Below are 17,818 nucleotides of genomic sequence, written 5' to 3' on the forward strand. Positions count from 1 at the left end.
TGTCCGAGTGCGACCGTCGTCCCCCGATTGGGCCGGAAATACGTCTCGGTGCCGTCAATCAGAGCAATGGTCCCTGAGTCGACCGTACCTGTTGTGCGCGAGACAGGTCGACAACTCGCGCATGTTCGATGTGAAGGGTTGTGCGGGTTCTCACCATTGTGGGCCAAGCCCGGTGAAAAAACCGGGCCCGCCGCCCAGATCAGGACAGCGGGCCCGGGCGTGTCACTTCTGTCCGCTGAGCTTGCGGTAGTCGAAGACCTGATCGATGATGCCGTAATCCTTGGCTTCCTCGGCGGTCAGGATCTTGTCGCGATCGGTGTCCTTGCGGACCTGCTCCTCGGGCTTGCCGGTGTGGCGCGAGATGGTGACTTCCATCAGGCGACGCATCCGCTCGATCTCGGCCGCGGCGATCTCGAGGTCGGACACCTGACCCTGCACACCGCCGGAGGACGGCTGGTGGATCAGGATGCGCGCGTTGGGCAGTGCGGCACGCTTGCCGGGGGCACCGGCGGCCAGCAGCACCGCGGCGGCCGAAGCGGCCTGACCCAGGCAGACCGTGACCACGTCGGGGCGCACGTACTGCATGGTGTCGTAGATCGCCATCAGCGCGGTGAACGAGCCACCGGGTGAGTTGATGTACATGGTGATGTCGCGGTCGGGGTCCTGGGACTCCAGCACCAGCAGCTGCGCCATGATGTCGTTGGCCGAGACGTCGTCGACCTGGTTACCCAGGAAGATGATGCGCTCCTCGAACAGCTTGTTGTACGGGTCGGAGGTCTTGACGCCGAACGAAGTCTGCTCGGTGAACTGCGGCAGGATGTAGCGCGACTGCGGCAGGCCGGCAGCGGAGCCGCCGTGGCCGGCGCGCGGGTCGAAGAGGTTGGCCATCTTTATCTCCAAGCTTGTCTCGAGTGAGGGGGGACGGCGGCGGTTACTTCGCCTGGCTCGCGTGGGCGACCACATGGTCGATGAAGCCGTATTCCAGGGCTTCCTTCGCCGTGAACCAACGGTCGCGGTCCGCGTCCTCGGTCACCTGCTCCACCGACTTGCCGGTGTGCAGCGACTGCAGTTCGTTGAGCTCACGCTTGGTGTGGGCGAACTGCTCGGCCATGATCGCGATATCGGCCGCCGAACCACCGATGCCCGCCGAGGGCTGGTGCATCATGATCCGGGTGTGCGGCAGCGCGAAACGCTTGCCCTTGGTTCCCGCGGTCAGCAGGAACTGCCCCATCGACGCCGCCAGGCCCATGCCATAGGTGGCGATGTCGCACTCGGCGAACTGCATCGTGTCGTAGATGGCCATGCCCGCGGTCACCGAGCCACCGGGCGAGTTGATGTAGAGCGCGATGTCCTTCGTCGCGTCCTCGGCCGAGAGCAGCAGGATCTGCGCGCAGATCTTGTTCGCGATCTCATCGTCGACCTGGGTGCCCAGGAAGATGATGCGCTCGCGAAGCAGCCGTTCGTATACGGAATCACTGAGGTTGAGTCCAGCGGTAGCGGCTGTCATGACCCCTGCCTGGTTGATCGTCACGGATACCTGCCTTCTCTTCTCACCGATTGCTACGGCCATACGAATACGGTTCGTCGTCACAAACACTAACGAAGGAGGGCGGCACCGAACTCCCGGCACCGCCCCTATTCGCTCACAGCGCAATCAAATCACGCCGCCGAAACCTACTCGGCAGCGGCTTCGTCCAGCTCGATTTCAGCGGATTCCGCAGGGTCACCGAACATTTCGGTGGTGTCGACCACGTTGCCGTCGGAGTCGGTGACCTTCACCTGACCGACAACTCCGGCAAGGGCCTTGCCGCGTCGCACGTCGGCGAAGACCGCACCGAGCTGACCCGCCTGCTGCACCTGCTGGATGAACTGCTCGGGCGACATGCCGTAACGCTGTGCCTGGAACAGGATTCGCTCGGTCAGCTCCTGCTGGCCGACCTGGGTGTTCTCGGCCTCGGCGATGGCGTCGAGCAGCAGCTGGGTCTTCACCGACTTCTCGGCAGCTTCCTGGGTGTCCTTGTCGAACTCCTCGCGGGAGGAGCCCTGCGCCTCGAGCGCCTCGGCCAGCTTGGCCTCGTCGTGGTCGAAGCCGTGCACGGCGTCGTGGACCACGGCGTCGACCTCGGCCTTGACGACGGCCTCGGGCAGCGGGACCTCAACGGTCCCGAGCAGGGTGTCGAGCACCTTGTCGCGGATCGAACCGGCCTGCTCGACCTTCTTGACGCGCTCGACGCGGCCCTTCAGGTCTTCCTTGAGCTCGTCGATGGTGTCGAACTCGCTGGCCAGCTGGGCGAACTCGTCGTCGGCCTCGGGCAGCTCGCGCTCCTTGACCGACTGCACGGCCACGGTGATCAGGGCTTCCTTGCCTGCGTGGTCGCCCGCGACCAGGGTGGAGGTGAACTCGGCGGACTCGCCGGCCTTCAGGCCGATGACGGCCTCGTCGAGGCCCTCGATCAGCTGACCCGAACCGACCTCGTGCGACAGGCCGGTGGTGGCCGCCTCGGGGACGTCCTCGCCATCGACGGTGGCCGACAGGTCGATCGACACGAAGTCGCCATCGGCCACGGCACGCTCGACACCGGTGAGGGTGCCGAAGCGCTGACGCAGCGAGGTGAGCTGCTCCTCGATGTCGTCGTCACCGATGGTGAAGGAATCGACAGTCACCTCGATGCCCGAGTAATCGGGCAGGGCGATCTCGGGGCGCACGTCGACCTCGGCGGTGAACGCCAGCTCTTCGCCGTCTTCGATCTTGGTGATCTCGATCTCCGGCTGGCCGATGACCTTGACCTCAGCGGTCTGGATCGCCTCGGCGTACTTGTTCGGCAGCGCGTCGTTGACGACCTGCTCGAGCACGGCGCCACGGCCGACACGGGTCTCGATCAGCTTGGCCGGAGCCTTGCCGGGACGGAAGCCGGGGATCTTGACCTGCTGTGCCAGCGCCTTGTAGGCCTTGTCGAAGTCGGGCTTCAGCTCCTCGAAGGGCACCTCGACGTTGATCCGGACCCGGGTCGGGCTCAGCTGCTCGACGGTGCTCTTCACGGACATACTCCTTGGTTCGTAGTTCATGGTGGTGTCCCCGCATGGGGAAACGCGCCCTGAGTAGGAGCGGCGCATGCATCCCGACCAGGGTAGTTGACCGCCTGCGCGGTCGCGCAATCGGCGGTTGGTTGTGGGCCTGTCCAGTACCGCGCTAGCGGCCGACCTGCACCGCGTCGGTCACGAAGACCAGCGTCTCGTTCGGCGCGACGCCGTTGCCGCCTTCGCCGTAGCCGAGGTTCGGCGGCACGATCAGCAGCCTGCGCGTGCCCTGCTGCACGCCGATCAGACCCTCGTCCCAGCCCTGGATGACCTGGCCCGCGCCGAGGGTCAGCCCGAACGGCTTGCCGCGCTGGAAGGAGCTGTCGAGTACCTGCTTGTCCGACCAGGTGACCAGCTCGTAGTTCATGGTCAGCGGCTGCCCGGCCACCGCGCCGGGCCCGCTACCGACCACCAGGTCCTTGACGATCAAGGTCTTGGGGGCATCGCAGGTGTCGGGGATGGTGATCTTGGGCGCCTCGCCGAAGCCACCGCTGACTTTCACGTCGTCGGCAGTGCATTCGAGGCCCGTGCTCGCGGGGTTCCCGCCGGCCGCGCTCGAGCTCGGCGAACTGCTCGAGTCCGTGTCGGAGCCGCAGGCCGCTGTGGCGATCGCGGCGGCCGCGACGAGTCCGATTCCGATGATCCTGCCGAGAGAATGCATGGCCCGCACAGTAATCGACCGCCGTCGCCTGGTCGGGAACCGGCACGACGGTAGGCACCGCGGTGTGTTTCTCCACCGGGTGTCGATCGGCGCCCGTGCAGTCCCCGCGGCCCCACAGGGAACGCAGTTGCGGCGCGGGCCCGCCCTGCACGACGATGAAAGGGATATGACCGAACCCCGCCGCACCGACCTCCTCCCCCGCGACCGCCGCGATCTGACCGGACCGTTCGATGTGATCGGCGATGTCCACGGTTGCCGCAGCGAACTGGAGACCCTGCTCGGCGAGCTCGGCTATGCCGTGGACCGCGACGACCGCGGCCGCCCGATCGGTGCCACCCACCCCGGCGGTCGCACCGCGGTCTTCGTCGGCGACCTCGTCGACCGAGGCCCCGACACCCCCGGCGTGCTCCGCCTGGTGATGGGGATGATGGCGGCGAAAACCGCCCTGTGTGTCACCGGCAACCACGACCACAAGCTGATGCGCGCCCTCGACGGCCGCAACGTCCGCATCGCGCACGGCCTCGAGCAGTCGCTGTCCCAACTGGCCGACGAGGACCTCGAATTCCGGACCGCCGCACACGCTTTCCTGCGCGAGCTACCGAGCCATTACCTCCTTGACCGCGGCAGGCTCGTCGTGGCACACGCCGGTCTGCCCGAAAGTCTGCACGGCAGCACCTCCGGCCGAGCTCGCTCCTTCGCCCTCTACGGCGCCCCCACCGGCGAACTCGACCAGCACGGCTACCCCATCCGCTACGACTGGGCCCAGGACTACCGAGGCACGCCAACTGTGCTCTACGGCCACACCCCGGTCCCCGCCCTCACCTGGGTCAACAACACCCTTTGTCTCGATACCGGCGCCGTCTTCGGCGGCACCCTCTCGGCCCTGCGCTACCCCGAGCTGACCACGATCTCGGTTCCCGCCGAACAGATCTGGAGCGAACGCGCCGGCATCACCCCGACCGCCTGATGGGTGCCGGTTGGCGGATCGTCGCCGAATCGTCAACGCCGAACCTGGGTATGACGTGCGGATTCCCGCCCGGATAGGCCTACCATCAGCAGCGGACGACCCGACTCATCGACGAGGAGAGGTTCATGCGCCGTACATTTCTCGCACTGTCCGTACTCGCTCCGCTCATGGTCACCGGTGTCGCGAGCGCAGATCCGGCGCCGCAGGGAACATTGACGGCATGGGCGTTCACCGGACGGGAACCGATTCCGGTGAATCGGGCCGATATCGAGGTGACGCCGTGTGATGCGAAACAGGTGGTCGCCACGCTGGTCAGCGGGGCCGACGGGCGCGCCACGGTGGCGCTGCCGGTGGGCTGTTACGAGGCGAAGGTAGTGACCGTGCCCGGCGGCTGCGGGTTGGCCGTCACCGAGCCGGTGCGGGTCACCGTGGCGGCGGGCACCGAGACCCGGGCGGACTTCCGGTTCGGCTGCGCCTGAGGCGACATTCAGTCCTTCGGGCCACCGGCCACGTAGATGACCTGACCCGACACGAAGCCTGCGCCTTCGCTCACGAAGAACGAGGCGGTGTTGGCGATGTCGTCGGGCGTGCCGACCCGGTTGACCGGGATCTGCGCCGCGGCAGCCGCTTTGAACGCCTCGAAGTCGGCACCGACGCGGGCAGCCGTCGCGGCGGTCATCTCGGTCTCGATGAAGCCAGGGGCGATCGCGTTGGCGGTGACGCCGAACTTGCCGAGTTCGAAGGCGAGGGTCTTGGTGAAGCCCTGCATGCCCGCCTTGGCCGCGGAGTAGTTGGCCTGGCCGCGGTTACCGAGCGCCGAGGTGCTCGACAGGTTGACGATGCGCCCGAACTTCGCCTCGACCATGTACTTCTGCACGGCGCGGGTCATCAGGAAGGCACCGCGCAGGTGCACGTTCATGACGGTGTCCCAATCGTCGACCGACATCTTGAACAGCAGGTTGTCGCGCAGCACGCCCGCATTGTTGACCAGGATCGTCGGCGCGCCGAGTTCGACGGCGATCCGGTCCACCGCGGCCGCGACCGCCGCTTCGTCGGAAACATCGGCGCCGACGGCAAGCGCGGCGCCGCCCGCGCCCTCGATGGCGGCGACGGTGCCGGCACAGGCGGCTTCGTCGAGGTCGAGCACGGCGACAGCATTGCCGTCGGCGGCGAGCTTGATGGCGACGGCAGCACCGATTCCGCGTGCGGCACCGGTGACGATCGCGACCCTGGAGTCAGAAGACATGAGCGCCACTCTATCGCGCCCCGAATCGAAAAAAGCCCCTGGTCCGGGGCTGGATTCGAGTGATGGTCGGGGTGACAGGATTTGAACCTGCGACCCTCCGCTCCCAAAGCGGATGCGCTACCAAGCTGCGCTACACCCCGATACCTCACCGGCGAGAACACCGTTGAGGCAATACATGTTTGAGCGGGTGACGGGAATCGAACCCGCACCATCAGCTTGGAAGGCTGAGGTTCTACCATTGAACTACACCCGCAGGCATACGACATCGATGGGATCGCCACGATGTCGTGTGCGCCATGACTGTACCGAACGCCGCGCGATAAATGCCAATCCGGCCCCTGCCTGCCCGATTGATGCGCCTCGGCCGCCGGTGTACCCGAACTCCCCACGCGACCAACCGTCGCTATGCCCGATTAGGGCCTAAGGACCCTAGCCCCGAAACATCCTCCCGGCGACGATGGTTGGTGCGCTCACGGGGACCGGCGCCAGCTCCACCGGGGGATTAAACAGGAGAATTTTCCTAAAAAACCTGGCACGTGGGCGGCGAGTAGGCCACCATGAGAGTGCGCGTGACGGCTATTGCCACATCGTCACGACTCGCATCCCGTGCCAGGAGGGACCCATGGCGACGCAACGTCCACCGCCCAGCGGAGGGCATCACGCTGCATGTTTCTGGCTCCCGAAATTTTTTCGGGAAATGTGTAACGCCGGAGACGCTGCAGCGATGTCATAGCCGATCGCCATTCGCGAGAGACCAGAGAACGCGTTCTAGAACGTGACTTTTCGGTCTCGGGTGGCTTGCTAGGATCCTTTTTGCCGGACGGGGGTATCTGGAAAGGGGGCGGTGAGCGTGTGCCGAACTCGGTGGACCCAACCGCGTAGCAGTGCGAATGATCGAGGTGGCAAGACCGTCGCCACCTACCGCCGGTGATATCGATGACCCACATCGAGCCACCGGTAGCCGCGATGGCCCGCGCCTGGGCCCGCGCGGTATGCGCCGAACCGGGCTCGTCCACGGCGCCGCACCAGCTGGAGCCGGTGCTCGTCGACATCGTCGAGCGGCTGCTGCACCTGGCTCGGACCGAACCGTTCCCGGTACCACAGGCGCGCAAGCTCGGCGCGCGATTGGCCGAGGCGCCCTTCGAACGCACCAGAATGCTGGCCCATGCCAGTCGCTGGCTGCTCGGTTTCCCCTCGGGGGTCCCGGGTTCGCTGGTGGCGACCCGCTGGCCGTTGGTGGCCAGCCAGGCCATCGACAGCTACGCACAGGCACTCCAGGAACGCGCTCTGGCGCAACAGGAACAGAACATCTCGGCGAAAGTGTCACTGCGCGTTCAGGAGATCGCCGCGCTGCAGCACCGCTTGCGCCACGAGGCGACCCACGACGCACTCACCGATCTGGCGAACCGCACACTGCTGCAAGAACGGGTACGCGCGTTCGCCGCCGACCCGAGCCGCGGCGTCGGTGTGCTGGTGGTGGACCTGGACCGCTTCAAACAGATCAACGACGGCTACGGACACGCGATCGGCGACGAGGTACTGGTCGAACTGGCCAACCGCTTGCGTGAGGTGTGCCCGCCCGACACGGTGATCTGCCGATACGGCGGCGACGAGTTCGTGGTCGCGGCGAACCCGCGCCGCGACACCCTCGGCGAGCTGGCACACCGCGTGGTCGCCGCACTGCGCGACCCGGTGTGGTCGAGCGCGGGCCCCGTGCCGGTTTCGGCCAGCGTGGGCACCGCTTTTTGCCCACCGGGAAAGACGTGCGATTTCACCGACCTGTTGCGTCGCGCCGACCGCGCGATGTACTCGGCGAAATCGGCGGGCGGGCGGCGTTTCGCGCTCGCTGAATCGGGCGACCCCGAACTGGGAACGGCGGTCGCCGGCTGAGTCGGATCGCGAAGCCTGCACTTCGCGGTCCGGCTCAGCCGACTCAGCCCGATGTTGTTGACATGTTCTTGGCACAGTACGAACGGGACACGCTCGTATTCGAAGAACGACGCGACCCGATAGCGGCTCGCGAGACGGCCATCCGGTAGCGGACGCGCACTCAGTGTTCGAGATAGCCGGCCGCAGCGTTCCCGGTGTTGCCGACGTCTACGGCAGACCGATCCTCGGCGGTGTCGCATCGGCGTACCACGACGATCAGCGGCGCGCACTGAGCGACGCCGCCGAGACGAAAAATGGTGCGGTGCAGGCGGAGCGCTCGCCTCATGTCACGTGCGTTCGGCCTGACGCCATCCGAGCCACGAATCCACACCAGGCCCGTCAGGAGCTGACCGGCGGTCGCGCCGAAGACGCTCGGCAGCACCGTAGAGTTCGCCACCAGCATGACCACCAGGAAGATCATGGACCCGAGCATCACCGGGGCCTGATCATCCATGTCGAGGATCCCCTCGTGCCCGACGAGAAGCACAACAGCCGCGAACGCGACCATGAGCACGACGTAGGGAAGCACGATGTCGGCGACATTGGCCGCCACGTTGCGTAACTTGCGCGGTGACGGATAGCGCGGATCACCTTCGGCGCCATGATATTCCGACGCGAGTTGTGTCATCCGACCATGCTCGCATACCGGCGAATCCCTCCGGCGGCTGTCAGCGGGGCTGGCAGGTGGGGCACCAGAAGAGGTTTCGGGCTTCCATGACCTTGTGCGCGATGGGGGTCGCGCAGACTCGGCAGGGTTCGCCCTGGCGGCGGTAGACGTAGGTGCGGGGGCGGTCTTTGCTGTAGGACGGTGCGCCGGTGTCGTGTTCGGGGCGGACCACGTGCATGCGGCCGGTGGTGACGCCGATCGGCATGAGATCTACCAGGTCGGCCCAGAGGGCGTCCCATTCGGGGGCGGTGATCGAGGTGCCGGGGCGGAAGGGTGAGATGCCGTGGCGGAACAGGACTTCCGCGCGGTAGACGTTGCCGACGCCGGCGATCAGGGCCTGGTCCATCAGCAGTGCGCCGATTGCCCTGCGGGAGCGGCGGATTCGCGTGCCCGCTCGTTCGTGGTCGGCGTCGGCGCGTAACGGGTCGGCGCCGAGGCGCGCGGTGAGTGCGTCCACTTCGGGCGGCATCAGCACTTCACACGCCGTCGGCCCGCGCAGATCGGTGCCGAAATCCGTTGCGGCACCGAGCATGCGCATCCGCACCTGCCCGACCGGCGCCGCCATCGGCAACTCGACCTCGCTGAAGGTGCCGTACAACCCGAGATGCACATGCACCGTCAGCCCGGACGCATAGTGATGCAGCAGATGCTTTCCGTAGGCCTCGGCCCGCTCGAACACCTGCCCGTCCACCAGCGCGGCACCCTCGACGAACCGGCCCTGTGGACTCGAAACCCGCACCACCCCACCGGAGAACCGCTGCTGATGCAGCGCGGCGATCCGGTGGAGGGTATGTCCTTCGGGCACTACTCAGTAGGCGGGGACCGCGGGGGCTTCGCCGGACTTCTCGTAGTCGGCCAGGATGTCGATGCGACGCTGGTGGCGCGGCTCTTCCGACCAGGCCTGCGCGAGGAACGCGTCGACGATGGCCAGCGCTTCCTCGGTGGAGTGCATGCGGCCGCCGATGCCGATCAGCTGGGCGTTGTTGTGTTCGCGGGCCAGCTTGGCGGTTTCGACGCTCCAGGCCAGGGCGCAGCGGGCGCCGGGGACCTTGTTGGCGGCGATCTGCTCGCCGTTGCCGCTGCCGCCGAAGACCAGGCCGAGTGAGCCGGGGTCGGCGACGGTGCGGCGCGCCGCCTCGATGCAGAAGGCGGGGTAGTCGTCGAGAGCGTCGTATTCGAGGGCGCCACAATCGACGACCTCGTGTCCGGCCTCCTGCAGATGGGCCTTGACGTGATTCTTCAGTTCGAAACCGGCATGGTCGGCACCCAGGTAAACGCGCATGGCTGCGATTGTCGCAGGCCCGCTTAGAGTCGTTTCATGCACCCGCACGAACCGCATTCCCCGCATTCGGCAGGTTCCCCGCCGGAGCACACCGCCCAGCAGCCCGACCGAACACCGTCGCTGGACAAGAACACTGCGCCACCGTCGCCGTGGGACCGACCCGATCCACGGACCGGCGGTTTCCCCGCGCAGAGCAGCCACGCGCAGCCGCCGACCGGCCCGTACCCACCCGTCGCCCCCGGCTATTACCCGCCGAGCGGTCCGCCCGCACCGCCGCAGCACCGGCCGCGCGGGCTGATGCCGTGGGATCGCCCGGCCCGGCATCCGTGGGAGATCCCGCTGCTGATCGTGGTCATCATGATCACCGCGGTCGCCTACCTGCTGGCGCTGCTGCTCATGACGGTCGAACTGTTCACCGATCCCGTCGTCGACGAGAAGGGTGTGGAGCAAACCAGTTCGATCGTCACCAGTCCGTATGTGCTGCTGCTGTTGTTCGCGCCGGTGCTGCTGTGGGCCGGTCGTGGCCTGAACCTCGCGGCCCAGCGCGTGAACGGCGTGAAGATGTCGCCCACCCAGTTCCCCGAGGGGTTCCGGATGGTGCAGGAAGCGGCGGCACGATTCGGGATGCACAAGGCACCGGACGCGTATGTGATCCTGGGCAACGGCCAGATCAACGCCTTCGCCTCCGGGCACGGGTTCCGCCGGTTCGTCGTGGTCTACAGCGACCTGTTCGAGATCGGCGGCGCCGCACGCGAACCGGACGGGCTCGCGTTCATCATCGGCCATGAAGTCGGCCATATCGCCGCGGGTCACGTGTCGTATTGGCGCCAGCTCGGCATGTTCGTGGCACCGTGGTTGCCGCTGATCGGGTCGTCGCTGATCCGCGCCCAGGAGTACACCGCCGACAATCACGGCTTCTGCTTCCGGCCGCCCGGCGCGGCCACCGCGATGGCGACTCTCGCCGCGGGCAAGTACCTCAATACCGATGTCGGTGTCGACGAGATGGCCGATCGGGCCGTGCTCGAGCGGGGCGGTTTCGTCTGGCTGGTCAACGCCATGGCCAGTCACCCGGTGCTCACCTGGCGGATGTGGGCGCTGCGTGATCGCAGCAGGCCCGGTCCGATGTTCTGGCGCCCGAGCGCACCGCGGCCCGGCATGATCCCGCCGCAAGGCGGTTATCCGCTGAATTCGGCGCCGCCCGCCCTGCCGCCGAAGCCGGTCTGATCGGGCGGGGGCGCCGATACCAGTGCCCCCGCCCGCACGATCAGTCGAAGACCGGGTCCTCGGTACGGGTGCGCTTGAGCTCGAAGAAGTGCGGGTACGAGGCCAGCGCGACCACGCCGTCCCACACCCGGCCCGCGTCCTCGCCGCGCGGGATACGCGAGAGCACCGGACCGAAGAACGCGGTCCCGTTCACGTGGATGGTCGGTGTGCCCACATCGGGCCCGACCTTGTCCATGCCCGCGTGATGGCTCGCCCGCAGCGCCTCGTCGTAGTCGGTGCTGGTGGCGGCCTGCGCGAGTTCGGCGGGCAGGTTCAGCTCGGCGAGCGCGTCGGCGACGATCGCGGCGAAGGTCTCCTGCAGCGTCTCGCGCTCGTACTCGGCCCGGCGGTCGTGGACCCGGGTGCCCATCGCGGTGTACAGCGGCGACAGGATCTCGTCCCCGTACTTCTGACCCGCGGCGGTGACCACCCGAACCGGGGCCCACGCGGCGGCCATCATGTCGACATACTGCTCCGGCAGGTCGTCGTTGCCCTCGTTGAGCACCGACAGACTCATCACGTGGAAGCGCGCCTCGATATCGCGCACCTTCTCGACTTCCAGGATCCACCGGGAGGTGATCCAGCACCACGGGCACAGCGGGTCGAACCAGAAATCGGCGACATCCTTGGTGGCCTGCTCGCTCACGATAGGTTCCTCTCGGGTCAGCGGCGGCGGGTCGGGTCGCCCCACCGACTGGTGCAACCGCATCACCCCCTGAATCGTTCCCGTCGGCGAAAACGCGCACTAAGCTCGGGTTGCGAGGAGTCCGGGTCGTCCGCGAGAAGGGGTCCGTTCATGAGCTCGAATCAGCATTTCGTCGTTATCGGTGGAGGTCTGGGCGGCGCGAAAATCGCCGAAGCCCTGCGCGCCAACGATTTCGACGGTCACGTCACTCTGCTGGCCGCCGAAGAAGAGCTACCGTACGAGCGGCCGCCACTGTCCAAACAGCATCTGGCGGGCACCCAGCAACTGCCCGATTTCACCGTCGACTCGGCCGCCTGGTACCGCGATCACCACGTCGACCTGCGGCTGGGCACCACCGCGACCGCGTTCGATCCGGTCGCCAAGACCGTGACGCTGCCCGACGGTTCCACGCTCGACTACGACAAGCTGGCCCTGGCCACCGGTTCACGAGCCCGCACGCTCGACATTCCCGGCGCCGATGCCCCGAACGTCTACACCCTGCGCACCATCGGCGATTCGAACGCGCTGCTCGAGATACTGCGCACGGATCGCCGCCTGGTCATCATCGGGGCGGGGTGGATCGGTCTCGAGGTCGCCGCGCAGGCCAGGGCCAAGGGTGTCGAGGTAACGGTGATCGAGACGGCCGAGCTGCCGCTTTTCGGTGTACTCGGCCCGGAGATGGGCAGCTTCTACGCCGATCTGCATCGCGCGCACGGCGTGGACCTGCGCACGAGCACCTCCGTCGACGCGATCCTCACCGACGAGGGCGAGGCGACCGGCGTGCAGCTCGGCGACGGCACTGTCGTCCCGGCGCAGGCGGTGCTGGTGGCGGTGGGCGCGCAGCCCAATATCGAGGCGGCGACCGCGGCCGGCCTGTCGGTCGACGGTGGCGTGCTGGTGGACGCGGCGCTGCGCACCAGCAACCCCGATGTGGTCGCGGTGGGCGACATCGCTGAGGCGGCGCATCCCCTGTTGCACCGGTTGGTCCGTGTCGAGCACTGGGCGACCGCGTTGAATCAGCCTGCCGTCGCCGCCAAGACCATGCTGGGCAAAGTCGCTGTCTACGACCGGCTTCCGTACTTCTTCAGCGACCAGTACGACGTCGGAATGGAGTACACCGGCTACGTCGGGCGCGGCGACGATGTGCGGGTAGTGGTGCGTGGCGACCTCGGCAAACAGGAGTTCGTCGCGTTCTGGCTCGACGAGCAGAACAAGGTGCGAGCGGGAATGAACGTCAACGTCTGGGATGTGACCGAGCGGATCAAGGAGCTGGTCCTGTCGGAGGTACCCGTCGACCCCGACCGGCTGACGGACACGAACATCCCATTGTGACCCAGTTCACAGCAATGATTGTGTCGAAGACCGCTCGTCGGCTCCGACCAACCGTCGAACGCGCCACAAGGGCGCCGCGAGCAGGAGCCGAACCATGAAATTCATGCTGGTCAAGACCTATTCCGAGACCGCTTACTGCGACCTGCCGCTACCGGAGTGGGCACCCGAGGACATCGCCGCCCACATCGACTTCCAGCGAGCACTGGGTGAACAGCTCGCCGCCGCGGGCGAGCTCGTCGACGCACAGGGCCTGGCCGCACCCGATCAGGCGATGATCGTGTGCTCCGACGGCCGCTCGGCGCCGGTCGTGACGGACGGACCTTTCCCGGAGACCAAGGAGTTCCTGGCCGGTTTCTGGGTGGTCGATGTCGATTCGGTCGAGCGCGCGGTCGAGATCGCCGCGCAGGCCTCCGCGGCGCCCGGTCCCGGCGGCAAGCCGATCGGTGAATACATCGAGGTGCGTCAGATCATGAGCGCGCCCGACGTCGCGTGACCGAGACGCTACCGCGCATCGAGGACCTGCTGCGTGAACTGTCGCCGCAGTTCCTCGGCGTATTGGTCCGCCGCTTCGGCGATTTCGACCTCGCCGAGGACTCGGTGCAGGACGCTCTGCTCGCGGCATCGACCCAGTGGAACAGCGAAGGGCTGCCGGACAATCCGCGTGGCTGGCTGATCCAGGTCGCGCAGCGGCGGATGGCCGACGCGGTGCGGGCCGAAGTGGCGCGGCGACGCCGGGAGACAACGGTGTCCGTGCGGGATGTGCCCGCCGAGGCGGTGGACCGCGATGACACCCTCGATATGTATTTCCTGTGCTGCCATCCCGACTTGCCGCCCGCCGGGGCCGTTGCCCTGACGCTGCGGGCGGTCGGTGGCCTGAGTACCGCCGAGATCGCCGCTGCCTTCCTCGTACCGGAATCGACTATGGGGCAACGTATCTCGCGGGCCAAGAAGCGCCTCGCCGAATCGGATCGGCCGTTCGCCGACGGCGCGCACGACAGCGCACGGGTGAGTGCGGTGCTGGCTGTGCTGTACGTGATCTTCACCGAGGGGCACACCAGCAGTTCCGGAGCGGGATTGCGGCGCGGGGATCTGTCGGCCGAGGCGATCCGGCTCACCCGCGCCCTGCGCGCCCTGCTACCCGAAAACACCGAGGTCACCGGCCTTCTCGCGCTGATGCTGCTCACCGATGCCCGCCGCGCGGCCCGCTCCGGACCACACGGCGAATTGATACCCCTGCCCGAACAGGACCGGTCACGGTGGGACCGCCGCCAGATCACCGAGGGCCTGCGCCTACTCACCGCGATCATGCCCACCGGACTGACGGGGACGTACCAGATGCAGGCCGCCATCGCGGGACTGCACGCCGAGGCCCCGCGCCACGAAGACACCAATTGGTCGCGAATACTGGTGCTCTACACCATGATCGAGCGTCTGACCCCCAACCCGATGATCACCCTCAACCGTGCCGTCGCCACCGCGATGGTGCACGGTCCGGCCGCTGGGCTGGCGGTAGCCGACAGCGTCGCCGAACCACTGTCGCGCTCGCATCGCCTCGCAGCCGTCCGCGGGCACCTCCATGAGATGGCTGGTGAGCAGACCGCGGCTATCGCCGAATATCGCCGCGCCGCAACGCAAACGGCCAGCGTGCCGGAACGCGACTACCTGGTGCTGCGCGCCGCTCGCCTGCGCGTCGGCGACGCGAAGTGAAGCCCGCACCTGGCAGACTCGCTCCGATGACGGACGTTTTCAGCGCGGGCGTGCTGGTGTACCGCCGAGCCGAGGCCGGGATCGAAGTGCTGCTCGGCCACATGGGTGGGCCGCTGTGGGCCAAGAAAGACGCTTCGGCGTGGTCGATTCCCAAGGGCGAGTATGTGTCCGAGGAGGAGTCCGCGCGCGACGCCGCCCGGCGCGAATTCACCGAGGAGCTCGGGTTGCCCGCGCCCGAGGGCGAGTGGATCGAGCTCGGCGAGGTGCGTTATCGCAGCGGGACCAAGCGCAAGTACCTCACCGTGTGGGCGGTCGAGGGCGATCTCGACCCAGCCGACGTCGTGCCGGGAACATTCGAGATGGAATGGCCGCCGCGGTCGGGGCGGCTCGCGGAGTTTCCCGAGATCGACCGGGCTGCCTGGTTCGACCCCGCCACCGCGGCGGAAAAGCTCGGCAAAGGCCAGCGGCCCTTCCTCACCCGCCTCACCGATCAGCTGCGCTGATCGGAGTAGATTTCAGCTATGCCCAGCGACCTGCAGCTGAAGATCATGAATACCCTCCACCGCACGCTGCTCACGGTGACCGGCGGCCGCGTCGGCAACTCGTTCCTCGGGATGTCGTCCCTGCAACTCACCACGATCGGCCGCAAATCCGGCGATCCGCACAAGGTCATGCTGACCGCACCGGTCATCGACGGCGACACCATCGTCGTCGTCGCCTCCCGCGGCGGCGACCCCACCCACCCGGCTTGGTTCCTGAACCTGCGCGACAACCCGAACGTCGAGGTGTCGTTGCGTAACGGTCCCGAGCGCCCGATGACAGCTCACGTCGCGAGCCCCGACGAACGCGCGGCACTGTGGCCTCGGGTCATCGCGTCCTACAAGGGGTACGCCGACTACCAGACCAAGACCACCCGCGAGATCCCCTTGGTCCTGCTCGAACCGAGGAACTGACCCACCCGCCGAGGGCATGTCGCGAGCTCTGGCATGGCGGACACGATGCGTTTACACCAGCGCTGCCCGGAACTCGGTGGGACTGGTCCCGCGTAGTCGTTTGAAGGCCGCGCTGAAGCCGAAGGCATCGGAGTAGCCGACGGTGGTCGCTACCTGGGCGACGCTGCGGGCGGGGTCGGCCAGCAGTTCTTCGGCTTCGGCCATGCGCCATTCGGTGAGGTAGGCCAGCGGCGGTTCGCCCATCACTTCGCTGAAGCGCCGAGCGAACAGGGCGCGCGAGACCGCCGCCTCGGTGGCCAGGCTCGCCACGGTCCAGCGGTGGAACGGCCGGTCGTGGATGGCGGTGAGCGCCGGGCCGACGATCGGGTCGGCCATCCCCCGATACCAGGCGGGCGCGCAATGCTGCTGTTCGGCGAGCCATGAGCGCAGCGTGCAGACCAGCGCCCAGTCCAGCAGCCGGTCCATCAGCGCCTGCGCACCCGCGCTGATCCGGACTGCGTCGGCGGCGGATTGTTCCAGCCACAAGCACATTTCAGGGTCCTCGTGGACCACCATCACCTGCGGTAGCGCTCGCAACAGCCGTTCGTGGCGTCGCCCCGCCGCCCGATAGGCGCCGACGAGCAGCGAAGTCTCCTCCGGCACACCAGTTGTCGATGGCGTGACGATCAATTCCGATGTCGCGCAACTGGTGTCGGTGGGACCGAAACCGTCCGGCACGAAACAGGACAGCTCGTAGCGCTCGTGCGGCCGGTCGAGCGCGGCGGGGGTGTCGGCCAGGTGGAAGGGTTCACCCGCCTGCACGAGCGCGGTGTCACCGGCGACCAGACTCGTGCGTGATCCGTCGGCGAGCACCAGTGTGCCGCCGCCACGCAGCACCGTCACCATGATCAGGGGTGCACGGTCGGCGAAACGAATCGTCCACGGTGGGCGCAGCACGGCATGAGCCACGACCGATCCTTCGGCACGAATGCCGCTCAGCAACGAACTCAACGGGTCCACCCCATCAGCGTAGACGAATTCCTATCGACTGGAGATGATCACCCATAGATCGTCCACACGATCCGCGATTGACTCTAGGGACCGGGCCGACCAGCCCGCACCCGATCGAACAGGAGCTCACCGTGACCCAGTCCGCCGCCACCACGACTGCCACCGCCGAACTGACCACCACGGGTCCAACCGAGGCGGTGCCCACTGGTGACAGCTCCGCACCGACCGCGCTCGTGGTTCTCGGCCACCATCGCGCCGACTCACTTTCTGCCCATGTCGCCGACCGTGCCGTCGGCCGCCTCACCACCGCCGGGTACGCGATCGATTTCCTTGATCTGCAGGCCGAGAATTTCGACCCGCGGATGACCGTGGCCGACCAGCCCGAGTGGGGCAATCGCGACAAGGTCTACTCCCCTACCGCCGAGGCGCACATGCGGCGGATGCTGGCCGCCGATGTCGTGGTGGTGGTGTTCCCGGTCTATTGGCAGAGCGTGCCCGCCCTGCTCAAAGGCTGGATCGATGCCGTGTGGAACTACGGTTTCGCCTACGGCCGCAGCAAGCCGCGCCTGGCGGGCAAGCGCATCCTGTGGCTCGGATTGGCCGGAGCGACAGCCGATGACGCGATCATGCCTGGCATGCAGCAGCTGCTGGAGGCCCAGCTCAACGAGGGCCTGGCCTACTATAGCGGGTTCGCGGACTCGCGGGTCGGCCTGCTTCCCGACGCCGAGGAGCAGCCCCAAAGTCTCGACGCCGAAGGCAATCTCGTGATCGGCGAGGCGATCAGCGGGGACGCGCGGACCACCCACTACGCCGCCTTCGACGCGAAAGCCGAAGCCTTCGTCGACGCCCTGCTGGCCGCCGATCTGGTCAACGCCTGAGCCCCGGGATCCCGACTTCGACAACGCCGTCGACGCGCAGTGACCCACCTCGGTCACTGCGTGTCGGGTCGACTGCGGGCTCGGGACTCGTAGTCCGGCGAAATCGACCAATCGGCCGCCACCCAGTCAGATAACTGATTCCGGACCGCCGTTGTGGGCGATTACGCCGGTCGAGCACAC

20 protein-coding genes and 2 tRNA genes are annotated in these 17,818 nt (G+C 67.3%); 10 read left to right on the forward strand and 12 right to left on the reverse strand.

The genetic code is table 11. The features are described from left to right. Positions 1 to 222: 222 nt before the first annotated feature. From ACFXKN_RS08530 to ACFXKN_RS08545, 4 genes are all read right to left on the reverse strand, one after another. A complete protein-coding gene (locus ACFXKN_RS08530) occupies positions 223 to 888 on the reverse strand; it encodes an ATP-dependent Clp protease proteolytic subunit (RefSeq protein ID WP_067456730.1) in 666 nt (221 codons plus the stop codon). 43 nt (positions 889 to 931) lie between these two features. Then, the gene (locus ACFXKN_RS08535; protein ID WP_378972517.1) at positions 932 to 1,507 is read right to left on the reverse strand and encodes an ATP-dependent Clp protease proteolytic subunit; all 576 of its coding nucleotides are present in this window, start codon (positions 1,505 to 1,507) and stop codon (positions 932 to 934) included. A gap of 167 nt (positions 1,508 to 1,674) precedes the next feature. Beyond that, the gene (tig, locus tag ACFXKN_RS08540; RefSeq protein ID WP_378972234.1) at positions 1,675 to 3,039 is read right to left on the reverse strand and encodes a trigger factor; all 1,365 of its coding nucleotides are present in this window, start codon (positions 3,037 to 3,039) and stop codon (positions 1,675 to 1,677) included. A gap of 151 nt (positions 3,040 to 3,190) precedes the next feature. Continuing rightward, positions 3,191 to 3,739, reverse strand: a complete 549-nt coding sequence (locus ACFXKN_RS08545) for an FKBP-type peptidyl-prolyl cis-trans isomerase (RefSeq protein WP_379432798.1) — start codon at positions 3,737 to 3,739, stop codon at positions 3,191 to 3,193. A 166-nt stretch (positions 3,740 to 3,905) separates the two neighbouring features. Here ACFXKN_RS08545 and ACFXKN_RS08550 point away from each other — a divergent pair, with 166 nt between their 5' ends. Continuing rightward, positions 3,906 to 4,706, forward strand: coding sequence for a metallophosphoesterase (locus tag ACFXKN_RS08550; RefSeq protein WP_379432799.1), 801 nt, complete (start codon positions 3,906 to 3,908; stop codon positions 4,704 to 4,706). Positions 4,707 to 4,831: 125 nt separating this feature from the next. After that, a complete protein-coding gene (locus ACFXKN_RS08555; RefSeq protein ID WP_378972215.1) occupies positions 4,832 to 5,185 on the forward strand; it encodes a hypothetical protein in 354 nt (117 codons plus the stop codon). An 8-nt stretch (positions 5,186 to 5,193) separates the two neighbouring features. Here the strand turns inward: ACFXKN_RS08555 and fabG are convergent, their stop codons facing one another. From fabG to ACFXKN_RS08570, 3 genes are all read right to left on the reverse strand, one after another. Next, a complete protein-coding gene (fabG, locus tag ACFXKN_RS08560; protein ID WP_378972204.1) occupies positions 5,194 to 5,952 on the reverse strand; it encodes a 3-oxoacyl-ACP reductase FabG in 759 nt (252 codons plus the stop codon). A gap of 63 nt (positions 5,953 to 6,015) precedes the next feature. Continuing rightward, positions 6,016 to 6,092, reverse strand: a tRNA-Pro gene (locus ACFXKN_RS08565). Between the two features lie 42 nt (positions 6,093 to 6,134). Continuing rightward, positions 6,135 to 6,205 (reverse strand) — tRNA-Gly (locus tag ACFXKN_RS08570). Positions 6,206 to 6,888: 683 nt separating this feature from the next. On the opposite strand from ACFXKN_RS08570, the gene ACFXKN_RS08575 reads away from it, so the two are divergent. After that, positions 6,889 to 7,842: a GGDEF domain-containing protein gene (locus tag ACFXKN_RS08575; protein ID WP_056821857.1), complete on the forward strand. Its 954-nt coding sequence runs from the start codon at positions 6,889 to 6,891 to the stop codon at positions 7,840 to 7,842. 160 nt (positions 7,843 to 8,002) lie between these two features. Here ACFXKN_RS08575 and ACFXKN_RS08580 read toward each other — a convergent pair whose 3' ends face one another. The 3 genes from ACFXKN_RS08580 to ACFXKN_RS08590 are packed head-to-tail and all read right to left on the reverse strand — an operon-like array spanning position 8,003 to position 9,830. Then, complete coding sequence (locus tag ACFXKN_RS08580) at positions 8,003 to 8,509, reverse strand: hypothetical protein (protein WP_379432800.1); 507 nt, start codon at positions 8,507 to 8,509, stop codon at positions 8,003 to 8,005. Positions 8,510 to 8,549: 40 nt separating this feature from the next. Then, complete coding sequence (locus ACFXKN_RS08585) at positions 8,550 to 9,353, reverse strand: Fpg/Nei family DNA glycosylase (RefSeq protein WP_379432801.1); 804 nt, start codon at positions 9,351 to 9,353, stop codon at positions 8,550 to 8,552. Between the two features lie 3 nt (positions 9,354 to 9,356). Next, the gene (locus ACFXKN_RS08590; RefSeq protein WP_378918204.1) at positions 9,357 to 9,830 is read right to left on the reverse strand and encodes a ribose-5-phosphate isomerase; all 474 of its coding nucleotides are present in this window, start codon (positions 9,828 to 9,830) and stop codon (positions 9,357 to 9,359) included. 297 nt (positions 9,831 to 10,127) lie between these two features. On the opposite strand from ACFXKN_RS08590, the gene ACFXKN_RS08595 reads away from it, so the two are divergent. Next, positions 10,128 to 11,054 carry a M48 family metallopeptidase gene (locus tag ACFXKN_RS08595; protein ID WP_378972512.1) on the forward strand — a complete coding sequence of 309 codons (927 nt, stop codon included), beginning with the start codon at positions 10,128 to 10,130 and terminating at the stop codon, positions 11,052 to 11,054. Between the two features lie 40 nt (positions 11,055 to 11,094). Here ACFXKN_RS08595 and ACFXKN_RS08600 read toward each other — a convergent pair whose 3' ends face one another. Next, complete coding sequence (locus ACFXKN_RS08600; protein WP_378972111.1) at positions 11,095 to 11,739, reverse strand: DsbA family protein; 645 nt, start codon at positions 11,737 to 11,739, stop codon at positions 11,095 to 11,097. Between the two features lie 150 nt (positions 11,740 to 11,889). Here ACFXKN_RS08600 and ACFXKN_RS08605 point away from each other — a divergent pair, with 150 nt between their 5' ends. From ACFXKN_RS08605 to ACFXKN_RS08625, 5 genes are all read left to right on the forward strand, one after another. Next, on the forward strand, positions 11,890 to 13,110 hold the full coding sequence (locus ACFXKN_RS08605) for an NAD(P)/FAD-dependent oxidoreductase (RefSeq protein ID WP_379432802.1): 1,221 nt from the start codon (positions 11,890 to 11,892) through the stop codon (positions 13,108 to 13,110). 94 nt (positions 13,111 to 13,204) lie between these two features. After that, positions 13,205 to 13,603 carry a YciI family protein gene (locus ACFXKN_RS08610; protein WP_378972095.1) on the forward strand — a complete coding sequence of 133 codons (399 nt, stop codon included), beginning with the start codon at positions 13,205 to 13,207 and terminating at the stop codon, positions 13,601 to 13,603. Then, complete coding sequence (locus ACFXKN_RS08615) at positions 13,600 to 14,817, forward strand: RNA polymerase sigma factor (RefSeq protein WP_379432803.1); 1,218 nt, start codon at positions 13,600 to 13,602, stop codon at positions 14,815 to 14,817. Before ACFXKN_RS08610 ends, ACFXKN_RS08615 begins: the two co-directional genes overlap by 4 nt. A 26-nt stretch (positions 14,818 to 14,843) precedes the next feature. Then, positions 14,844 to 15,320 carry an NUDIX domain-containing protein gene (locus tag ACFXKN_RS08620; RefSeq protein WP_379432804.1) on the forward strand — a complete coding sequence of 159 codons (477 nt, stop codon included), beginning with the start codon at positions 14,844 to 14,846 and terminating at the stop codon, positions 15,318 to 15,320. Positions 15,321 to 15,338: 18 nt separating this feature from the next. Further along, positions 15,339 to 15,770, forward strand: coding sequence for a nitroreductase family deazaflavin-dependent oxidoreductase (locus ACFXKN_RS08625; protein WP_379432805.1), 432 nt, complete (start codon positions 15,339 to 15,341; stop codon positions 15,768 to 15,770). Positions 15,771 to 15,821: 51 nt separating this feature from the next. On the opposite strand, the gene ACFXKN_RS08630 is transcribed toward ACFXKN_RS08625, so the two are convergent. After that, a complete protein-coding gene (locus tag ACFXKN_RS08630; protein ID WP_379432806.1) occupies positions 15,822 to 16,769 on the reverse strand; it encodes an AraC family transcriptional regulator in 948 nt (315 codons plus the stop codon). Between the two features lie 68 nt (positions 16,770 to 16,837). Here ACFXKN_RS08630 and ACFXKN_RS08635 point away from each other — a divergent pair, with 68 nt between their 5' ends. Continuing rightward, the gene (locus ACFXKN_RS08635) at positions 16,838 to 17,638 is read left to right on the forward strand and encodes an NAD(P)H oxidoreductase (protein ID WP_378972073.1); all 801 of its coding nucleotides are present in this window, start codon (positions 16,838 to 16,840) and stop codon (positions 17,636 to 17,638) included. Positions 17,639 to 17,818 lie beyond the last annotated feature (180 nt).

Source organism: Nocardia sp. NPDC059195 (assembly GCF_042754695.1).
GTDB lineage: Bacteria > Actinomycetota > Actinomycetes > Mycobacteriales > Mycobacteriaceae > Nocardia.